Raw genomic sequence first — 20,912 nt, forward strand, 5'->3', positions numbered from 1 at the left:
AAACCTTACTCTATTTTAATAAATTGAGGCTTTCTATTTTTGTATATGGCTATATATCTGTAACCAATACTTTTTAACAATTCAATAGCTTCCTTATAATAAGCACATACATCTTCTGGTTTATGAGCATCAGAGCCAAAAGTTATTATTTCACCACCTAGGCTTCTATAAAGCTTGAGTATATCAGTGTTTGGATGAAAACTTCCTATACCATATCTGATTCCTGAAGTATTAATTTCAATTCCTTTTCCTAAATCTATTATTCTTTTTAATACTGTTTCAATGATATCTGAGTATTCTTTTAATTCTAATGTTCTTTCCATAAAGTCTTCATGTCTTTCAATCAGATTAATATGACCGATAACATCAAAGTCCATAAGAGCATTAATACAAAAAAGAAGTTCTTGGTAGTATTCATAATAAACATCTTTTACGTTTTTATTTTTAAAAAAAGTACCTTCATGGATGCTTTGACCTTTAGCAGTGTGAATTGACATTATCACGAAATCAAAATCATGTGTTTTTATAAACTCTTTCTTTTTATCAGCAAGATGAGGCTGCATACCAATTTCTACACCACTTAACACATCAATTATACCTTTGTAATTATATTTTAATCTATTAATTTCTTTAAAATAGTCATTTGTGTCAAACACAAAATCTATTAAATCGTTTCCATATTCAAAATCTAAATGGTCAGTAAAGCAAATTTGTTTAACTCCTTTTTTTAAAGCTCCTTTTAGCATATTTTCCATTGTATATTTACAGTCGCCTGAGAAACTGCTGTGAACGTGAAAATCGTACATTTATATCACTCCTAATCTAATGTTTTTCTTTAACTATATATCTATATAATTATAACATAAACGCTAAAATAGTTAAGATTTTACTTAAGTGTAACTGTAATTATTGTATTAAAAAACTGAATGTTTTCACTTGAATTATTACATTAAATTAATAATTGTTAATATTCTGATAATTGAAATAGTTGTTAATTAATGGTACTATTATTAAAAATATTATAGCTATTTAGAGGGGGAGAGCTATGAAGAGAAAACTTAAAATTGTTAAAACTATTTTTGCACTCCTATTTACAATTATTATTTTTATAGGGTTTCATACATACAATTATTTAAAAATCCAATCATTAAAATTTTCTAATGAATGGGGTAAGGGAATAGAAATAGGAAAATCTTTTGTTAATAAAGAACCTATTATCGGAGCTTACAAAGATAAAATATTAATAGTAACTTTTAATGAAGAAGGGAAGCTTTTATATTATTTGGCGTCAAAAACAGGAGAAATTTTAGAAAGTAAATTATCTGATATGGATATTAATATAAATAAGATTAAAAATATTTATTTGCTTGAAAACAAGTTGTTTTATGTAAAGGATAATAAGCTTAAGGTATCTTATTATAATGAAGGTATAGGTTTTACTGAGCCAGTTAAATTACTTGACAATGTAGAAGGATTTACTTTAAGTGAAATGCAGAATGAATTATATATTGGAACATATGATGATAAGTATATCGATATATATAAATTTGAAAATGATAGATTAAAGAAAATACATGAATTTAATAATAAATGGAATATAAGAAATATTTATTTAAAGGACATAAATAATAATAAGCATATATTCATTATAGATAGAGTAGATTTAAATATTAATAATATATTATTAGGAAAGCTTGATAAATTAGATAATAATATTAGAAAAATAACTAATATTAGAAGTAATTTTAATACGGTAATTAAAGATGTTAAAGTTGAGATAGTGGATAATAAAATATTTTTAGTATATCCAATTACTAATACCAAAGGTGGAAATAGGACTTATCTACAGTTAGAAGTTTTAGATGTAGAAACTTTAAAATCTGAAGTTAGTAGAAAAATTACAGATAGTCATATAGATGGTGTAACAGCATTAGGAGAAAGTATATCTTTGTATAAAGAGAATGGGAAAATTAAACTTATATGTTCAGGGATAAATATGAGAAATAAATATGCTATATATCCAGACATTTTTGAATTAGAGATTGATAAACAAGGTAATATATCAAATGTAGTTTTTATTTCTAATACTGAATCTCAATCAAAAAGACCTTCATTTATAAGGACTAAATTTGGGGATTATTTAACTTGGTTAGATATTGAAGTAAGTGGTTATAAGTTGTTTATGAATAGTAAAAATAAAGATTTTATTTTGGCAAATAATAGATATACAAAAAGTGATTATGTAACCGCATTTTATAGAGCATTAGCATCTCCTTTTTATGCTTTGGCATTTGGATTTTTAAAGGGAATGGAGAGTTTTCTATATGTTTTAGTTATTTTTTTACCTGTAGGTTTTATTCTTAGAAAATATAGGATTGATAGAGAAAATATTAAATTTATGATATTTTTATCTTTATATATAGTTTTGAATTTATTATTATTTAAAAGTACATTTTATAGTGGTTATACAGTATTTTATTTACCAAGTTACCTAAAGTTTAAGTTTGCTCCATATATAATGCCATTAATTTTAAATTTGATTTCTGGCAGTATAATGTATATTTTTTATAAAGAGAATAAGAAATTAGATTACAATAGTTTTTTAGTATTTTTTATAGCTGTTAATATATATTTATCAAACCTATTATATGTACCTTTTGCAATGACTAGAATAATACTTAAATGATAGGAGTGACTTATATGCTAAAGACAAATATTGATAAGTTAGTTAAGCAATCAGTTCAAGGGAAAATACATCATCCTATTCAGAGCTTTCCTTATAGAATAAGTGGAGATGGTATACCAAATGTACTACCAGCTACTGGAGGTATAACATATAATGTGAAAGTAGGGGATTGTGCTTTTGGCTGGGTTGGTGACCATGTAGAGCCTGGAGTTAGTATACGTAATGAAAATAAGAATGAGAATGTAGCTCTAAATTTATTTTCTTGTATAGGTAATGAGGCAATAGTGGTTTCTGGTGATGCTAAAGGGGCAAAAGGCTTTGTAACAGGTAAACATGGTGGGATTGACCACGTTCTTATCTATTTTAAAGAAGAAGATTTAGAAAGAATGGCTATAGATGACAAAATATTAATTAAAGCCTATGGACAAGGACTTCAATTATTAGATTTCCCTGAAATAAAGATTATGAACATAGATCCTAATTTGTTTTTAAAGTTAGGTATTAAAGAAATAGGTGATGGTAAAATAGAAGTTCCTGTTGCATGTGAAGTACCACCTTATCTAATGGGTTCTGGTATAGGTTCTTCGAATTCATTTAGTGGAGATTATGATATTATGACTTTAGATAGACAGGAAATTAAAAAATTGGGATTAGATAAACTAAAGTTTGGTGATTTAGTATTATTGAAAGATTGTGATAATACTTATGGTAGAGGATATCTTAAAGGAGCTGTTAGTATAGGGATTGTAATTCATAGTGATTGTATTAAGATGGGACATGGACCTGGAATAACTACTATAATGACTTGTAAAAAAGAGTTGATTAAAGGAAAGATTACATCAGATGCTAATATAGCTAATTATCTTGAAATTAAATAATAAGATTTAGGTTTTGTCTATAGATGATTATTATGTTATACTATGATTTAGCTAATATAGTATTTTAAATACAAATATGCAGCAGGTGATACAAATGAAAAAAGTAAAAGTTATATATAATCCATCTTCAGGAAGACAGATAGTTCAAAGAAGAATAGATACGATTTGTAATATTTTAATGGATAACGGTTATTTAGTAGGCAAATTTGCAACGAAAAAAAAGAATGATGCTTTTTATGAGACTGTAAAGTGCTGCAAAGAAGATTGGGATATAATAATTGCATGCGGTGGTGACGGTACAGTAAATGAGGTTGCAAATGGTATTGTAGTAGGTGGTAGAAAGATACCTGTAGGTATACTTGCTGCTGGGACTGTAAATGATTTTGCTAATTTTATGGATATACCAAGGAATGTTAAAGATTTTTGTGATATGATATTATCAGACAAGACAATAGATGTAGATTTAGGGAAAGTAGGAGACAAGTACTTTGTAAATGTTGCAGCTGGTGGGTTATTAACTAATGTTGCACATCAAGTGCCATCAGAGTTGAAAACTGTACTTGGAAGGATGGCTTATTATATAGAAGGACTTAAAGAAATACCTAGACAAAAGTTTAAGCCAATAAACTTAACAATTGAAAGTGATGAATATAGCGCTAATGAAGATGTATTATTATTTCTTATATCTAATAGTTCATCAATTGGAGGTTTTAAAAGGCTTGCTCCAGCAGCAGAAGTAGAAGATGGTTACTTAGATTGTATAATAATAAAGAAATCAGAAATTACTGATATAGTTTCTATTTTTATAAATCTATTAAAGGGCGAACATATAAAACATCCAAATGTAGCTTATTTTAAAACTAAAAGGATTAAAATCAGTACTAAGGATAAAGTGCATGTTGATGTAGATGGAGAATATCTTGGAATGTTACCAGCTGTATTTGAGATAGCCCCACAAGCATTTAGGATTTTTGTAAGATAAAAATAAGGAGCTTTAGAATTGCTCCTTATTTTGATTTTTTTGATTCTTTATTAACTTTTGTTTCATTTGAAGTTTTAGTAGCTTCCATTTTACATGAGCCTTCAAATACAGCATTTTCATCCACAATAAAAGTTTTTACTTGAATATCTCCATATAATTTGGCTGTATTTGTTAATCTTAACATTTCTTTTGAGATAACATTGCCTTTTACAATACCTGATATAAAAACATTATTGCAAGTTATGTTTCCATTAACTTTTCCACTTTCGCCAATTATAACATTTCCTTCAACGATTAAGTCCCCTGTTAGTTCGCCATCTAATCTTATTGTTCCTTTGCATTCAATTTTTCCTTCAAGTTTCGTATTCTTACCAATAAGTGTATCAATCTTATCAAGCTTTACTTCCTTTTTGTTAAACATTACGAATCGCTCCTTATAAAATTATTCATAGTTATTAATTATATTCTTGGGGTTGACGGGTTTGCCATAGTACCTAATTTCAAAGTGCAAATGTGGACCTGTACTTCTACCTGTATTGCCCATTTCAGCAATAACTTCTCCTTTTTTAACATGTTGTCCGACTTTTACAAAAAGTTTTTTATTATGTCCATATATAGATTGATATCCATATCCATGACTGATTATTATGACTTTCCCATATCCCCCATAATAACCTGCAAAAGTTACAACTCCACTTCCAGCAGCCTTAATTTTTGTTCCTGGTTTATTTGCTATATCTAATCCCTTATGAAATTCTCTTCCTCTACCAAATGGATTACGTCTATAACCATAACCAGAGGTTATTCTACCTTCGGTAGGCATTAAATTTGGTTTTGCATCTAAATATTTTAGCCTTTTTTCTACATCTACTATTAGTTTACTTAATTCCTCTTTACTATTATCTAAAAGCTTTGATAAATCATCCATTTGCGATGTTATGCTATTATCAAGTTCTTCTAAAATTAATTTTTCTTTAAAAAATGAATTTCCACTCCTTGAAGAATTTGTCGCTTTTTTTTCTTTTTTATTATCTTTAAGTCCAACCATATTTTTAATTGTTTCTTGAAATGTAGAAATAGCATCAAGTTTTTCCTGTATTTCAGCAGTTTTCTGTCTTAAAGTTTCAATTTCAGCTTTTTGCCTTAGGTTGACATTACTTACATAGTCTAGCTCGTCGAGCTTTGCTAGATATTCATTTTTTAATTCTCGATAAGCATAAAATAAAAAACCCGTCGTAGATAAAATGATAGTAATGAGAAGTATTAAGAATTTAGGAACCCACGTGGCTATTTTTAATTGTTTTATATTGTTAGAGTGGGGAACGATAAGCAAAGAGAAATATTTTGGCTTTTTTGATTTAGTATGAATGTATTTCAACTTTCCCCCCCTTTCATAAGTAATTAAGGTAAGTAAAGCCACAAATTACTTATTCTATAAGCGTCTTATAAATCCTTCTTTATATTGTGAGAAAATTGTAGAAATTAATTTGGAAAAAATATGTTATATAGATATGTATGTCCCTATAAAAATATTTATTCCTTTTGTATGCAAGTTAAGGTTAGTCTGTTGAACTAAAATGGATCAAATGGTACTATAATTATAGCAATAAAATTTAGAGTATCGAAATATTAGGAGGTAGAAGAAATGTGTCAGTTTAATAATGTTGAAGCTATTGAGAAATATTTGAGGAAAGTTGACTGCATAATAAAGAAAAAAGGAAGGGAGATTTTAAAAGATTATAATATAACAGGACCTCAATTTAACGCACTTCAGTATTTGATAAGAGAAGGAAATTTGACTATAGGAGAACTAAGTGAAAAAATGGCCCTTGCATATAGTACAATAACAGATTTAGTTGATAGAATGGAAAAAAATGATTTGGTTATAAGAGTAAGAGACGATAAAGATAGAAGAGTAGTTAGAATAAAAGTATTAGATAAGGGATTTGAAATATTAAATAAGGTTCTTAATAGAAGGATAGATTATTTAGAAGAGAAGTTAAACTCGTTTACAGAGGAAGAGAAGCAGTTTCTTGTTAAAAGTTTAAAAAAGTTATATATAGCTATGGAAAGAGAACTTTAGGGGAGGCTTTGTTGTGGAAGCTGTAAAAAATGCAAATAGAAAAGTTATAGAAGAAACACCAATAGATAAAGATCTAACGAGACAAACTATTAGATTAGCTTTTCCTGCAATTATGGAGATGTTAATGCAAACTTTACTAGGTTTTGCTGATATGGCTATGGTTGGAAGTCTTGGAGCTTCAGCTATTGCTGCAATTGGCATAAGTGATATGCCTATAATGACCGCATTGACATTTTTTGCGGCAATAAGCGTTGGTACTACAGCTTTAGTTGCAAGATTTATTGGAGCTAAGGATATTAAAAAAGCAAATGATGTAGCTAAGCAAGCATTAATTATTAGTTTTATATTAGCAATTTTTTTTAGTCTTTTGGGACAATTATCAGCTAAGACGGTAGTTATTCTAATGGGAGCAAAAACAGATGTAATCCCACAAGCAATAAAGTATTTCAGAATCGTAAGTTTATCGTTTCCTTTTATGATAATAGGTACTATAATGAGTGGTGTTTTTAGAGGAACAGGTGATACTAAGACACCTATGTATGTAAATGGTGTTTCAAATATAATAAATATAGTCGGTAACTTTTTCTTAATTTACCATACTAGAATAATAGACATAAGTATTCCTATATTAAATAAAAGTATATTTATTAAAATACCAGGTGCTGGTTTAGAAGTGGTTGGTGCAGCTATTTCTACAGCTTTTGCTCGTAGTATTGCCGGTTTTTTTATTTTTTTAATCATTATCAAAGGTAAAGGTAAATTAAAAATTAATATTAAAGAAAATAATAAAATTGATTTTCAGATTATTAAACGTATTTTTAATATTGGAATACCTGCTGCAATAGAACAATTTTTTATGAGATTTGGACAACTTTTGTTTTTTAGAATAGTAACAAGTCTTGGTACAACAATGATAGCAGCACATAGAATTACATTAACTGCTGAATCTATATCTTTTATGCCAGGGTTTGGATTTGCATTAGCAGCAACTACTTTAGTTGGTCAGTATTTAGGGGCTGAAAATCCTAAATTAGCACAGAAAAGTGGATATATAGCTGTAAAGATGGCTTCTATAGTGATGGGCATATTTGGACTTTTTTTCTTTATTTGGCCTGATATGTTTTTAATGATTTTTACAAGAGACAAGGACATATTAAATAGTGCAAGATGGTGTCTCAGAATTGTTGCTATATCACAGCCTTTCTTAGCAGGTGTAATGGGATTTGCAGGGGGGCTAAGGGGTGCAGGTGATACTAAATGGGTACTTATAATTACTTTTACAGGTATTTGGGGAATAAGACTTACATTAGCATACCTATTTGTAATAGTTTTAAAACTTGGTTTAATTGGTGCTTGGATAGCTATGAGTATTGATTTAATTATAAGGGGATTTTTATTATTTATTAGATTTAGATCTGGTAGATGGAAAAGCATACAAGTATGATAACATATGGTAAAATATACCCTTAAAGTTTGATTTATGGTATAATGTTATTTAAATTCAATATCTTCTGAAACTTACAATATAAAGTATTGCTTGTTATGGGGAAGGGGATTTTATGGAATTAATAAACAATAGGTATTTTATAAATAATATTATTGAAGAAAATAATGAAAGTATTACATATGAAGTAAGAGACTTAATAAAAAACAATGCAAAGAAATTTCTAAAATTATATAAAGAAACTTTGAATACTAGTAAGTATGTAGAATACCTAACACAAAATTTTATTAAATATAGTACTATTACACATCCTAATATTATCAAAAGTCATAGCTTTGATATAGTTAAAACAATTGATAATAAAGCGTCAAAAAAACCTTTGTATTTTTATACAACTGAAATAAAAAGTGGATTTAAGCTTATTGACGTTGTAGATAAACTTACAGAAAAAGAAGTAATCAGTATTATTTATCAAATATGTGATATAATATATCATTTACATTTACAAGGAATTACTTATATTTTCTTAAACCCAGAAAATATTTTTATAGATAAATCTAAAAATGAAATAAAAATTAAATTACAAGATATTATTTCAGTAAAAGAACATATTTTAAGCAGAACTTTTGACTATAATGATAGATTATTTATTGCACCTGAATTTACCTTTGATAAAGAAAAGATAGATAAGCGAACAGATATATTTTCAATTGGTATATTATTTTATGTTTTGTTAAAAGGTTTTAATAAAACAGATTTTAGTTATCAAAGTATATTAGAGGAAGTAAAAAGCTTAGATGATGATTATTTTAAAATTATTAAAAAATGTATAAGTAGAGATATTAGCAAGAGATATGACGATATTTACCAATTAGTTAATGATTTGAATATTATTACAGGAAGGCAATTTGAGTTTAATTTTACAAATAGAAATTTAATATTTAAAACACCGATAGTGGGTAGAGACAAAGAAATAAAAGAAGTGCTTGATATTGACAGTCAATTCAATACAGGAAATTATAAAACAAAATTGGTATTAATTAAAGGAGAAGGTGGAATTGGTAAAACACGTTTTCTCAATGAAATAGGATTTAGATTAAGAATGAGTAGCAGAACATTATTTAAAACTATGGTTGATATATCAAATTCGGTTGGCTTTTCATCAATACAAATGATTTTGAAACAGATGGTAAAGAATGCAGATATTAGTTTAATCGAGAAATATGGTGCAGAATTAGTGAAAATAATACCAGAAATAAGACTTATTAAAAAAGATATTAAACCATCACCAGTTTTAAGTGCAGATAAGGAAAAGTTAAGGTTATATGATCGTATTACTAATTTTCTTGTAGATTATATAAATAAGACGCCAACTTATATTATGATAGATGATTTACACAATGCAAGCTTAGAAACTTTTAGAATGTTGAATTTTATTATAAAAAACAGTAGTTCGGTACCTCTTCTATTAATTATTACTTATGATGAAGAAAAAATAAGATATAGGTCAGAGGTAAAAGATATTATTGATGAATGGAAAAATTTTGATGAAGTTAAAGAACTTGAATTACTTAAACTTAATTTACATGAAACATCGGAATTATTAAGTAATATTTTAAATATTGACTATAAACCTATTAATTTTACAGCTAGAATAATAAAAGAAACTAATGGTAATCCAAGATATATAGAAGAAGTTTTGAAAAAACTGTATGTAGCAAAAGAGCTTTATTTGGACAAAAAAGGTGGATGGAAATTAAATATTGAAAGTATTGACCAACTCCCTATACCTGTAAATATCGATGAAGCTATTAAAGAGCAAATTGAACTGTTAGATAGAGATTTATACAGTATTATTAAAATAATTTCTATATTTAACAGTCCAGTTTCTCAAAAAATTATAGAGAAAATGGTAAAGGTAAGTGGGAAAAAATTATTAAGATTAATTGAAAATTTAGTTTCTATGAAACTATTGGATAAACGAGTAGAGGATTGGGGTTATACTTATACTTTTTATAATCGAAATGTCAAAGGATATATATATAACAGCATTGATAAAAATGAAAGAAGTAAACTGCATAAGCAAGCCTCTGAAATTCTTGAGGATATTTACAAGAAACAGGATAGAGTAAATTTTGATGAATTAATTTTCCATTTAACTTTATCTAATGAAATAGATAAAGCTATTGACTATGCTATTACATTTGCTAAGAAGATGCAAAGATTACTTGCAAATTCACGTGCGATGTTATTGTGGGAAAAGGCATATAGACTCTTAAAGGAAAAACCAACTGATATAAGAAAATTATATGTATTGATAAATATGGGTAAATTATATGCTTATCAGGGTGAAAATAATAAAGCTATAGATATGTATAAAAAAGCCCTTCAAGGAGCGCTAAAAACAGATAACAAACAGTTAGTTATTAGATGCAAGATAAATATGGCGAATATTTTTTATTTAAGAAATGATTTGAATACATGTAGAAGATTAGCGACGGAAGCGTATTTGGAGGCTAAAGCTATAGATTCAATTGAAGATATCTTGGATGCTGTGATTTTACTAAATAAAATCAATATTTGGAAGGGTAAATATGATTCAGTTTTGAGGTTTAGCGAAAAATATTTAAAATTAGCTTTAGGAGAAAATTTATATAGATATGCAGGCAATATCTATAATCATATGGGTCTTGTTCATATGTTTACAGAAAAAATTAATTTGTCGAGAGAATGTTTTGAAAAAAGTATAAAGCTATTCCAAAAAGCTAATGAATTTGTTGAATCTACTCGTCCTATTAATAATATTGGTATAATTTACGCAGATTATTTTGATGAAATTGACAAAGCAATGAAATACATGAGAGAAGGAATTGAGATATCTCAGAAGTATAATTCTACACAAGGTGAAGTAGTATTTTTAAATAATATAGGTGAATTATACTTGAGTATCAATGAATATGAAAAGGCTAAGGAAGTAGTTGAAAGAGCTGTTAAATTGTCAAAAGAGCTTGAAGATGAAGATACGTATTTCCTTGCTATGAAAAATTTAGCTACTATATATCTTCATACAGGGGAGTTTGATAAATGTTTTGATTGTTATTATATTATACAAGAGAAGTTTGAAAAATCTAATATAAGTAAAATAAATGTTACTGAATATTATAACTTTTTAAGTGAATTTTATTATAAATTTGGTAAATGGGATAAAGCGAAAGAATATTGTGATAAGACAATAAAAAATAGTACTAAATTTGATATCAAATATAAACTTAATGCGATATCTTTAAAAGCCATTATTAAATATTATGAAACTGGTATATTAGACAAAGAAGAAATTAATAAAATAAGAAATGAATTTAAACTTAGAAACAGAAATACTGGCCGAAGAGATTTCCTTTTAAGGATAGCATATGTTGCTATTCAAATTGGTGATATAGATTATGCATTAGAGTTATTGAAAGAAGATGCCCAAATATCAAAAAGAGTATCTACAATTTATCTAGATATAGTTAGAAGAATGTTAAATATATGTATAGAAGATTGGGGAATTCAAAGGTTATTAGAAGTACTTAAACTGGTTAGAGATAATAGATTCTTAGAGTTTGAATTATTTATTTATTATATGATTGGTGAAAAGTATTTTAAGAAACAAGAGTATTATAAAGCAGCCAATTACTATCTGATGGTTTTGGACTTATTAAAAAGGCTTTCAAAAAAGATACCAGATGAGAATTTTAGATTAACTTATTTCAGTAGCCATGGTAAGTATAAGATAATACAAAGAGTAAGTGCGATAATCGATATTTTATTAACGGACAAAGATGAATTATTGGTAGAAAAAGCAAATGAAGTGCTTAAAAAATTAAAAGATAATAGTCTGAAAGATATCGACCTTTTAGTAAACTTATTTAATAAAATAAATAGGACTATTGAAGTAAATAGTAAAGATACAAATGCATATCTCAATATATTGCAGGTAACAAAGCTGATAGAAAAATTCAATGATGATTATGAAAATAATTTGTATAGACTAATAAGCTTTGCAGTTGACCAAAGTTTAGCTAGCAGAGGCATTATTTTCATAAATAATGAAGTAACAAATGAATTAGAAGTTATTGCTTCTACAATAGATAATATTGATCAGGAAGAATTGAAAAAAATAAGATTTATAATTAAACAGAAACAGAAGGCTTTTATTTTAAAAAATATTTTTGAAGAGGTAAAAAATGAAACAGATAGGCTTTTATTTGGTGATATTAAATCTATGATTTGCATTCCAATTTTTAGAACTAGAAAGGAAAGTTTATTAAATAAAGTAGAAAGAAGAAAAAAGATAAAGAGTTTTTCAAATGATAAGATTATAGGATATTTTTACTTAGATTCAGATATGATTTTTAATAGGTTTAATCAAAGAACTTTTGAATTAATGAAAATGCTATCTTATATTGCTTACTTAAATATTGAAAATTATTATTTAAAAATTTCCTCATCAACAGATAAACTTACTGGGATTTATAATAGAAAATATTTTGACTTTCTATTTGATGAAATACTAAGATTTTCGAAAGTTAATAACTATAGTTTTTCGGTAATAATGGCAGATATAGACAAATTTAAAAACGTAAATGATATATTTGGGCATCAGAAAGGCGACGAAATCTTAAGCAAAGTTGCGCAAATAATCCAGAACAATATTAGGAATACTGATATTGTAGGGAGATATGGCGGTGAGGAATTTATAGTTATTCTACACGATACTGAAGGAAATGAAGGATTAAAGGTTGCAGAAAAAATAAGAAAAGAGGTAGAAAACGCTGATTTAATAAGTAAAGATTATCCAGTTACTATTAGTTTAGGAGTATCAAATTATCCACAACATGGACAATTTAAGGACGAACTTATAGAAAATGCTGATAAAGCTTTGTATCATGCCAAAAATACAGGAAGGAATAAGTCTGTTCTTTGGGATAGTTCTATTAGAGATAAAGCAGTAAGATTTGATAAACTTGCTGGTATAGTAACTGGAAACACAGTACAGGATCAACGTATTGTTTCTTTAATGATTGATGTTTTAAATTTATTAAAATTAGATGAAGAAGCAGAATACAAGATATTTGAGATTTTAGGTAGACTAATTGAAGTTATGGAAATTCATCAGGCAATATTATTTACGATTGGAAAAGATTTAAGTATAAATAATATGTATGCTAGAAGAAGAATGGAACAGAAATGGGACAATTGCCCTAGATATAATAAAAAAATTATAGAAAAAGTGATAGATAGTAGTAAAGGTGAATTTTTAATAGATTGGGAAGATATAGGCAAGATTGATCCTGTAACAGGGAAACCAGATTGGCAGTCAGTAATTGCTGTACCTTCAATTATAAATGGAAAGATTAAGGGTATTTTATATCTTTCAGTACCAATTAAGGAAAAGGAATTTGATTATAATTCATATAATTTTATTTGTAAAATAGCAGATATAATTGCAGCTATTATTTGATTTAATGAATAGAATATAATATCATATATTTGTTTGTAAATACTAAAGAAGATGTTTTGGAGGTGATTTATTGTCAGTTACTATTAAAGATGTAGCCAGAATAGCTGGTGTATCTATTTCAACAGTATCGAGAGTTATTAATAATTCTAAACCTGTTAGCCCAGAAATTAGAAAAAAAGTTTTAGACGTAATAGAAGAAATTGGATATAAACCAAATGAAATTGCTAGAACTTTAGTTACAAAGAAATCATTTTTAATCGGTGTAATTGTAACAGATATCGGTAATTCATATATAGCAGATATGGTAAGAGGTATTGAAGAAGTTGGAAAAATGTACAATTACGATATTCTTTTATGTAGTACGTATGGTGATAAGACAGCAGAGTTAAAATATATGCAGCTACTTAATAGGAAGCAGGTTGAAGGGATAATTTTGGTATCTGATGTTTTAAATTCAGAAATTAAAGAACAAATCGATAAATATGAAATACCATTTGTATTTTTAAGTAGATTTTCATACCAAGAGGATTATGCAACAGTAACTATAGATTATGTTGATGCTTCTTATGAAATGACTAAGTATTTAATTAGCTTAGGACATAGAAATATATTATATCTAGGAGTAAAGGAAGATGTTAATTCGTTAGAAAACATGAAAATAAAAGGATTTGAGAAAGCTTCGACAGAAGAGGAGATAAATAGCATTATTTCTTTTGCAAAGGGATATAAAATAGAAGATGGATATGAAGCTGCTAAAGAAATATTTAAGGATTATAATGATTTTACAGCTATATATTGCAGTAATGATGAGTTAGCGATTGGCGTTATGAATTATTGTTACGATAATAAAATTAGAATACCAGATGATATTTCGGTTGTAGGTTTTGGAGATATTAGTATTGTTTCTAATTTAAGACCTAGATTAACAACAATTAAGATACCATTCTATGATATAGGAGCTGTTGCAATAAGAAGAATAATTAAAGAACTAAAAAAAGAACCATTAGAAGAAAAACGTACAATATTACCATTTCATTTACAGAAGAGAGATAGCTCAATAAAAATAACAAAATCTTCAATTTGAAAATAACTACAATGTATATTTTGCCTATATCCATTACGGAAATTATATTCAAGATTATTCACAGTTTAATAAGGAATATAATTTCCTATGGATTATAGATAAATAAGAATAAAAGTATCTCCATATACTCATAATAAAAATGAGAGTATTTGGAGGTGAATACTGTGAAAAAGAAAATTGCAGTTGAAGATGGATTAAAAAATATGAGGGATTTCCTTTCAAGTAGAGGGTATGATGTAGAAAGTTTAAGTAAGAGTAAAAATAATCTAGATAATTGTGATGCTATTGTAGTTTCAGGTCAAGATAGTAATTTTATGGGTATACATGATAGTGTGACTAAGAAGCCTGTTATAGATGCAACTGGGAAATCACCTCAAGATGTGTATAATCAATTGAAAGGGTTACTTAAATAAAAGCAGCTTTAAGCTGCTTTTTATACTTTTTATATTATAAAGTTATAAAGGAGGTTTTAAAAATGAGATTGTTTATTGCTTTATCTTTTGATAGAGAATTAAAAGAGAGATTAGGCAAAATACAGAAGAAGGTGAAAAACAATTCTTCGAAGGGAAGATGGGTATATATTGACAATTTTCATTTAACTTTGAAGTTTTTAGGTAGTGTAGACAAGAACTATGTTGGTGATATAAACAAAAGCCTTAGAAAGATTGCTTCTAATTTCGATGAAATTAAGCTTAAATTGGACAAGTTAGATTATTTTCCTGGAAAGGGTAAGATGAGAGTTGTATGGCTAGGGGTTTCAGGAGAAGTAGAAAAGGTTAAACAAATAAAATTTGCAGTTGATGAAGAGTTAATAAAGTATGGTTTTACAAAAGAAAAAAGAAAATATACCCCGCATATAACTTTAGCAAGAGATGTAGTATTTGAATCAAGAAAGTATTTTATAGATGATTTGATAGAAAAGGATTTAGAATATAGTTTTACATTAAAAAACTTAACGCTTATGAATAGTGAATTAATAGGTGGTAAGAGAATATATACACCTGTAGGGAATTTCCGTTTAGGTTAAAGTATCATAAATTTAGTGTGATAAATTATTAAATTACTAAAATTTTGAACATTTCTTAAAATTTAAATTTTTTGAAGGGAAAACATTAAATATTGGAGAATAAGAAAGGGAGTGAAAATTAAAGTAAAATTTTTAGAAGGGGTTGAAAAAATGGGGAAAGTGATTATAGATGGTCACAACTTAACAATTGATGATGTAGTAAATGTTGCGAGAAAAGGATACATTGTAGAGTTATCTGATGATGCGGTTCAAAGAGTTAAAAAAGCTAGAGAGCTTGTAGATAAGTTTGTTGAAAATGAAAAAGTTGTGTATGGGATTACAACTGGATTTGGAAAGTTTAGTGAGATGGTTATTTCAAAAGAAGAGACAAAACAATTGCAGAAAAATCTGATTATGAGTCATTCATGTGGAGTAGGAAATCCTTTAAGCGAAGAGGTAGTTAGGGCTGTAATGCTTTTAAGAGCAAATGCTTTAGCTAAGGGAAATTCAGGAATTAGACTAAGTACTCTTCAAACTTTAATCGATATGTTAAATAAAGGAGTACACCCAATAATACCAGAGAAAGGTTCTTTGGGGGCAAGTGGTGATCTAGCACCTCTATCACATATGGTTTTAGTACTTTTAGGTGAAGGAGAAGCAATATACAAAGGAGAAAGATTGAGTGGAAGAGAGGCAATGCACAAAGCTGGTATCCAAACAGTTGAGTTGACATCAAAAGAAGGTTTAGCACTAATTAATGGTACTCAAATAATGACAGCTATTGGAGCTTTAACAGTTTACGATTCAAAACAATTAATGAAGATTGCAGATATATCTGCAGCATTGACAATAGAGGCACTTAATGGGATAATAGATGCTTTTGATGAAAGAGTCCATAAAGTTAGACCTCATTTAGGGCAAATTAAAACAGCTAGTAATATCAGAAAATTATGTAAAGATAGCAAGAACATAACAAGGCAAGGAGAGATAAGAGTTCAAGATGCGTATACTTTAAGATGTATACCACAAATTCATGGTGCTAGTAAAGATGCTATAAAATATGTAGAAGAAAAAATAAGTATAGAGATAAATTCAGCAACAGATAATCCTTTGATTTTTAGTGAAGATGAATTTGTAGTTTCAGGAGGTAATTTCCATGGGCAGCCAATTGCTTTGGCTATGGACTTTTTAGGCATTGCCTTGTCTGAAATAGCTAATTCTTCAGAACGAAGAATTGAACGATTAGTAAATCCACAGTTAAGTGGGTTACCAGCGTTTTTAGCAGAAAAGGGAGGCTTGAATTCTGGATTTATGATAGCTCAGTATACAGCTGCTTCATTAGTATCTGAAAATAAAGTATTAGCTCATCCTGCTAGCGTGGATTCAATACCTTCTTCTGCAAATCAAGAAGACCATGTTAGTATGGGTACTATTGCAGCAAGAAAGGCAAAAGAAATATTATTTAACGTGCAAAATGTGCTGGCAATTGAAATGTTAACGGCTGTTCAAGCTATAGATTTTAATGAAAGTGAAAAATTAGGAAAAGGCACAAAAGCTGCATATAATAAAATTAGAGAGAATATAACTTATGTAGATAAAGATAGAATTTTATATAAAGATATTAATAAGAGTTTTGAATTAATTAGTTCAGGTGATATTTTAAGAGAAGTAGAATCATATATAGGTGAGTTAGAATAAAACTGGCTAACAGATGACAGCCAACAGACAAACATATGTAAGTTTTGACTTACATATGTTTTTTTATTATAATCCATATATATTGATGAAATATAGCCTATTTAACGAATAGCAAATGACTAATGACCAATGACGATATCATAAGGAAGGAGTGTTATTATGCTATCAAAGGAAAAATTAAATAGAATAAACTATTTGGCTAGAAAATCCAAAATAGAAGGCTTAACAGAAGAGGAGAAGAAAGAACAGAAAGCTCTAAGAGAAGAATATCTTAAAAATTTTAGAGAAAGTTTTAGAAGACAGTTAAACTCAATCAAGTTTGTAGAAGAAAAAGAATAGAGGATAAATGAAAAATATGTAGAATAAATGAATATAAGGAAAAAAATTAGGGGGTAATTTAAATGGCTGAAAAGCAATATGTAGTTTTTAAAATAGGTAATGAAGAGTATGGTATAGATATTATGAATGTTAAAGAAATAGGACCATATCAAAAAAGTGTCAAAGTACCTAATGCACCAGTTTTTGTTGAAGGAATAATAAACTATAGAGGGAATGTTATACCTATAATAAGTCTTCATAAAAGATTTAATATTGAACAAAAGGACATTGACAGTAATACAAGAATCATTGTAATAAACTTGAAAGATAAGCAAATAGGTTTTATAGTAGATGAAGCTTCTCAGACTATTAGATTAGATGATAAAGATATAGACCCAGCACCTGATATTGTAGCAGGAGTAGATAGTAAGTATATTACAGGGGTAGGTAAACTTGATGAAAGACTGATAATTTTAGTTGATTTAGAAAAAATATTAACAGAAGATGAAAAGAAAAAGATAGAATCTATGGAAGTATAGATTTTTTGACGAAATGGATATTAAGATGTAATAATATGTATTACGAAAATTTTTGATGCTGTCAACATATGATAAATTTTTCAAGCCTATTCCTCTATACTTGAATTATGGATAGTAAAGTTAGGGGGATAGGAATGAAAAAAATTTTAACTATTATGGTTGTTTTAATGATTATTATTCTGTTTTTTGGCGTTGGACAGGCACAAATTTATAATAATATGATAAATGAGGATTTTGTAATAAGAACAACTAGAACGATTTTGGTAAGTAGAATGGATATAATAAATTCATGTATTTATGAAGGTTTAGATTTAGATATAGCAAAGCAAAAACTAAAAAGAATAGAAGGGGATGTACTATTAAAGGATGATTTAGAATATTTAACTTATTTAAAAGAGAACCCAACGGATTTTGAATATGTTTATGATTTGAGAATATTAAATGTATCATTTGTTGACAATAATTTAGAAAAAATCAGCTTTATAACTGAAATTGAATGGGATATAAAATCTTATGAAAATGAATTAACAGAAGTAGTTAAATATGAAATAGAGTTATTAAAAGTAGATAATAAGTTTTTATTAACAAAATTTAAGCCACTTAGTTAATGCCGATATATTATCGGCTTTTTTTGTGTGTAAAAAATAGTACAAAAGTACCATATATTACAAAGATAAAAAAGCAGGATATAAGTAAAATAAAATCGAAATATGTAGTATTACATATAAAGCAAATATATGAGGTGTAATTATGAAAAGAAATGTAGTAGATATTAACCGTATAAATGAAGTCCTAAAAAAAACTATAGAATCTATTAATAAAGGAAAAGAAGAAATATTTGATATAGCAGAAAGTGCTAGAAAAGAATGTGAATCTATAAGAAGAGAATTAGCAGAATTAAAAGAGAGAGTTTCAAAATTAGTGAAAGAAGTAGATGTTTTAGAAATTGAAGAAAAAAAAAGTAGGAAAAATTTAATGGCTGTAAGTAAAAATTTTAAACTTTACAATGAAGATGATATTAAAAGGGCATATGATAATGCGAAAAATTTGCAGGTATTACTAATGCTGAAAAGACAGGAAGAAAAAGATCTTATAAATAAAAGGAAGGAGCTAGAACTAAGGTTAATTAATGCTGAAAAAGTTCTTAAAAAGGCAGAAAAATTGGTTACTCAAGTTGGAGTAGCTTTAGAGTACTTAAGTGGTAATTTAAGTGATTTAAGCGAAACTATTGAGGACATGCAGAAGAAACAACTACTAGGAATAAAAATTTTGAAGGCTCAGGAAGAAGAACGACAAAGAGTGGCAAGAGATATCCATGATGGTCCAGCACAGTCACTTGCTAATGTTGTAATTAAAACAGAAATATGTGAAAGACTTTTAGATATTGATGTGAATAAAGCTAGAAATGAATTGAAGAATTTGAAACATATAGTTAGAGAAAGTCTTAAGGATATAAGAAAAATAATATACGATTTAAGGCCTATGTCAATTGATGATTTAGGTTTTATTCCTACTATAAAAAGATATGGGTGTAACTTTTCTGAGGAGACAGGTATAAATGTTGAAGTTTTTGTAATAGGTCAATTTAAAAGTATGGAATCTATTGTTGAAATTACATTATTTAGGATTATACAAGAGGCTCTGAATAACATAAAAAAACATTCAAAAGCTAAAAATGTTCAGATTAAAATTGAAACTACTTTGAAAAAAATTAATATAGTTGTAAAAGATGACGGTATCGGGTTTGATGTAGAGAAAAAGTTAAAAGAAACTAATATATTTGAAGGTGGATTTGGAATTTTAGGTATGAGAGAAAGAGTAGAACTGCTTAATGGTGAGTTTCAAATAATTTCTTCAATTGGGAGAGGAACTAGTATTATTTTTAGAATACCAATAGATGGGAAGGATGATTAAATTGAAAAAAAAGATAACAGTACTTATAGTTGATGACCATTCTTTGATGAGACAGGGGCTAAAGCAAATATTAGAGCTAGAAAGTGATATCAAAGTAATAGGACAAGCTTCTAATGGTGAGGAAGCAATTCATATGACTCTTGAATACAAACCTGATGTTGTGTTATTGGACATAAATATGCCTTTGATAAATGGTATAGAGGCTTTAAGAAGGTTAAAAGATATAGGAGTAGATTCGAAAATAGTCATGCTTACTATTCATGATGATAGAGAGTATTTATATGAAACTTTAAATATAGGTGCAGATGGATATGTATTAAAGGACGCAGATTCAGAAACTTTAATAAAAGCAATACGTGATGTCTATAGTGGGAAATCGTTCATTCAACCAAGTCTTGCTACATATTTAGCAAAAGAGTATAAAGCTGCAAATAAAGATAGTGATAAAAGCTCGGTTAAAGATGTATTAACCAGAAGGGAATACGAAGTATTAACTTTAGTCGCAGAAGGTTTGAATAATAAAGAGATAGCTGAACGATTATATATAAGTGAGAAGACGGTTAAAAATCATGTTTCAAATATTTTTAGAAAAATAAATGTAAATGATAGAATACAAGCAGCGATATACGCTTATAGAAATAATATTAAAAAGCTTTAAAAAAACAAATAAAATTTTAATTTTTAGTAATAATACTAAGAAAAAAATCTATTTTATTGACAATTGTAGACAAAAAGTAAGATAATATTTATATGCTAGAACTAAATAGGAGGGATAGG

At 27.6% G+C, this 20,912-nt stretch carries 18 protein-coding genes; 15 read left to right on the forward strand and 3 right to left on the reverse strand.

The features are described 5' to 3' along the window. Positions 1–5 precede the first annotated feature (5 nt). A complete protein-coding gene (locus BFN48_RS01880) occupies positions 6–806 on the reverse strand; it encodes a histidinol-phosphatase HisJ family protein (protein ID WP_069649173.1) in 801 nt (266 codons plus the stop codon). Positions 807–1,045: 239 nt separating this feature from the next. On the opposite strand from BFN48_RS01880, the gene BFN48_RS01885 reads away from it, so the two are divergent. The 3 genes from BFN48_RS01885 (at position 1,046) to BFN48_RS01895 (ending at position 4,546) form a co-directional block, all read left to right on the forward strand. After that, the gene (locus tag BFN48_RS01885; RefSeq protein WP_069649174.1) at positions 1,046–2,686 is read left to right on the forward strand and encodes a hypothetical protein; all 1,641 of its coding nucleotides are present in this window, start codon (positions 1,046–1,048) and stop codon (positions 2,684–2,686) included. A 14-nt stretch (positions 2,687–2,700) separates the two neighbouring features. Next, on the forward strand, positions 2,701–3,564 hold the full coding sequence (locus BFN48_RS01890; RefSeq protein ID WP_069649175.1) for a DUF4438 domain-containing protein: 864 nt from the start codon (positions 2,701–2,703) through the stop codon (positions 3,562–3,564). Between the two features lie 94 nt (positions 3,565–3,658). After that, positions 3,659–4,546, forward strand: coding sequence for a YegS/Rv2252/BmrU family lipid kinase (locus BFN48_RS01895; RefSeq protein WP_069649176.1), 888 nt, complete (start codon positions 3,659–3,661; stop codon positions 4,544–4,546). 25 nt (positions 4,547–4,571) lie between these two features. Here BFN48_RS01895 and BFN48_RS01900 read toward each other — a convergent pair whose 3' ends face one another. Together BFN48_RS01900 and BFN48_RS01905 are read right to left on the reverse strand one after the other, a co-directional pair. Further along, complete coding sequence (locus tag BFN48_RS01900; protein WP_069649177.1) at positions 4,572–4,967, reverse strand: bactofilin family protein; 396 nt, start codon at positions 4,965–4,967, stop codon at positions 4,572–4,574. A 21-nt stretch (positions 4,968–4,988) separates the two neighbouring features. After that, the gene (locus tag BFN48_RS01905) at positions 4,989–5,924 is read right to left on the reverse strand and encodes a M23 family metallopeptidase (protein WP_083238736.1); all 936 of its coding nucleotides are present in this window, start codon (positions 5,922–5,924) and stop codon (positions 4,989–4,991) included. 267 nt (positions 5,925–6,191) lie between these two features. Here BFN48_RS01905 and BFN48_RS01910 point away from each other — a divergent pair, with 267 nt between their 5' ends. The 12 genes from BFN48_RS01910 to BFN48_RS01965 all read left to right on the forward strand — a co-directional run bounded on the left by BFN48_RS01910 (position 6,192) and on the right by BFN48_RS01965 (position 20,793). After that, the gene (locus BFN48_RS01910; RefSeq protein ID WP_069649178.1) at positions 6,192–6,629 is read left to right on the forward strand and encodes a MarR family winged helix-turn-helix transcriptional regulator; all 438 of its coding nucleotides are present in this window, start codon (positions 6,192–6,194) and stop codon (positions 6,627–6,629) included. 13 nt (positions 6,630–6,642) lie between these two features. Beyond that, positions 6,643–8,073, forward strand: coding sequence for an MATE family efflux transporter (locus BFN48_RS01915; protein ID WP_069649179.1), 1,431 nt, complete (start codon positions 6,643–6,645; stop codon positions 8,071–8,073). A gap of 115 nt (positions 8,074–8,188) precedes the next feature. Then, complete coding sequence (locus BFN48_RS01920) at positions 8,189–13,576, forward strand: diguanylate cyclase (RefSeq protein WP_069649180.1); 5,388 nt, start codon at positions 8,189–8,191, stop codon at positions 13,574–13,576. 70 nt (positions 13,577–13,646) lie between these two features. Then, on the forward strand, positions 13,647–14,660 hold the full coding sequence (locus BFN48_RS01925) for a LacI family DNA-binding transcriptional regulator (RefSeq protein WP_069649181.1): 1,014 nt from the start codon (positions 13,647–13,649) through the stop codon (positions 14,658–14,660). Positions 14,661–14,824: 164 nt separating this feature from the next. After that, positions 14,825–15,073 (forward strand): YkuS family protein, encoded by a 249-nt coding sequence (locus BFN48_RS01930; protein WP_069649182.1) that lies wholly within the window; start codon positions 14,825–14,827, stop codon positions 15,071–15,073. A gap of 62 nt (positions 15,074–15,135) precedes the next feature. After that, on the forward strand, positions 15,136–15,687 hold the full coding sequence (thpR, locus tag BFN48_RS01935; protein ID WP_069649183.1) for an RNA 2',3'-cyclic phosphodiesterase: 552 nt from the start codon (positions 15,136–15,138) through the stop codon (positions 15,685–15,687). Positions 15,688–15,837: 150 nt separating this feature from the next. Next, positions 15,838–17,364, forward strand: a complete 1,527-nt coding sequence (gene hutH, locus BFN48_RS01940; protein WP_069649184.1) for a histidine ammonia-lyase — start codon at positions 15,838–15,840, stop codon at positions 17,362–17,364. Between the two features lie 159 nt (positions 17,365–17,523). Then, the gene (locus BFN48_RS01945; protein WP_069649185.1) at positions 17,524–17,703 is read left to right on the forward strand and encodes a DUF896 domain-containing protein; all 180 of its coding nucleotides are present in this window, start codon (positions 17,524–17,526) and stop codon (positions 17,701–17,703) included. Positions 17,704–17,765: 62 nt separating this feature from the next. Continuing rightward, positions 17,766–18,221: a chemotaxis protein CheW gene (locus tag BFN48_RS01950; protein ID WP_069649186.1), complete on the forward strand. Its 456-nt coding sequence runs from the start codon at positions 17,766–17,768 to the stop codon at positions 18,219–18,221. A 134-nt stretch (positions 18,222–18,355) separates the two neighbouring features. Next, the gene (locus tag BFN48_RS01955; protein ID WP_069649187.1) at positions 18,356–18,829 is read left to right on the forward strand and encodes a hypothetical protein; all 474 of its coding nucleotides are present in this window, start codon (positions 18,356–18,358) and stop codon (positions 18,827–18,829) included. Between the two features lie 142 nt (positions 18,830–18,971). Beyond that, positions 18,972–20,135 (forward strand): sensor histidine kinase, encoded by a 1,164-nt coding sequence (locus BFN48_RS01960; RefSeq protein WP_069649188.1) that lies wholly within the window; start codon positions 18,972–18,974, stop codon positions 20,133–20,135. After that, positions 20,119–20,793: a response regulator gene (locus tag BFN48_RS01965; protein WP_083238737.1), complete on the forward strand. Its 675-nt coding sequence runs from the start codon at positions 20,119–20,121 to the stop codon at positions 20,791–20,793. Before BFN48_RS01960 ends, BFN48_RS01965 begins: the two co-directional genes overlap by 17 nt. Positions 20,794–20,912 lie beyond the last annotated feature (119 nt).

The organism is Caloranaerobacter ferrireducens (assembly GCF_001730685.1).
GTDB lineage: Bacteria > Bacillota > Clostridia > Tissierellales > Thermohalobacteraceae > Caloranaerobacter > Caloranaerobacter ferrireducens.

Bases quoted from the DNA above. Each gene is read 5' to 3' on its own strand.
- BFN48_RS01895 (WP_069649176.1), top strand. From the start codon at position 3,659: ATGAAAAAAGTAAAAGTTATATATAATCCATCTTCAGGAAGACAGATA.
- BFN48_RS01945 (WP_069649185.1), top strand. From the start codon at position 17,524: ATGCTATCAAAGGAAAAATTAAATAGAATAAACTATTTGGCTAGAAAA.
- BFN48_RS01960 (WP_069649188.1), top strand. From the start codon at position 18,972: ATGAAAAGAAATGTAGTAGATATTAACCGTATAAATGAAGTCCTAAAA.
- BFN48_RS01955 (WP_069649187.1), top strand. From the start codon at position 18,356: ATGAAAAAAATTTTAACTATTATGGTTGTTTTAATGATTATTATTCTG.
- BFN48_RS01900 (WP_069649177.1), bottom strand. From the start codon at position 4,967: ATGTTTAACAAAAAGGAAGTAAAGCTTGATAAGATTGATACACTTATT.
- BFN48_RS01965 (WP_083238737.1), top strand. From the start codon at position 20,119: ATGGGAAGGATGATTAAATTGAAAAAAAAGATAACAGTACTTATAGTT.
- BFN48_RS01950 (WP_069649186.1), top strand. From the start codon at position 17,766: ATGGCTGAAAAGCAATATGTAGTTTTTAAAATAGGTAATGAAGAGTAT.
- thpR (WP_069649183.1), top strand. From the start codon at position 15,136: ATGAGATTGTTTATTGCTTTATCTTTTGATAGAGAATTAAAAGAGAGA.
- BFN48_RS01920 (WP_069649180.1), top strand. From the start codon at position 8,189: ATGGAATTAATAAACAATAGGTATTTTATAAATAATATTATTGAAGAA.
- hutH (WP_069649184.1), top strand. From the start codon at position 15,838: ATGGGGAAAGTGATTATAGATGGTCACAACTTAACAATTGATGATGTA.
- BFN48_RS01885 (WP_069649174.1), top strand. From the start codon at position 1,046: ATGAAGAGAAAACTTAAAATTGTTAAAACTATTTTTGCACTCCTATTT.
- BFN48_RS01890 (WP_069649175.1), top strand. From the start codon at position 2,701: ATGCTAAAGACAAATATTGATAAGTTAGTTAAGCAATCAGTTCAAGGG.
- BFN48_RS01910 (WP_069649178.1), top strand. From the start codon at position 6,192: ATGTGTCAGTTTAATAATGTTGAAGCTATTGAGAAATATTTGAGGAAA.
- BFN48_RS01880 (WP_069649173.1), bottom strand. From the start codon at position 806: ATGTACGATTTTCACGTTCACAGCAGTTTCTCAGGCGACTGTAAATAT.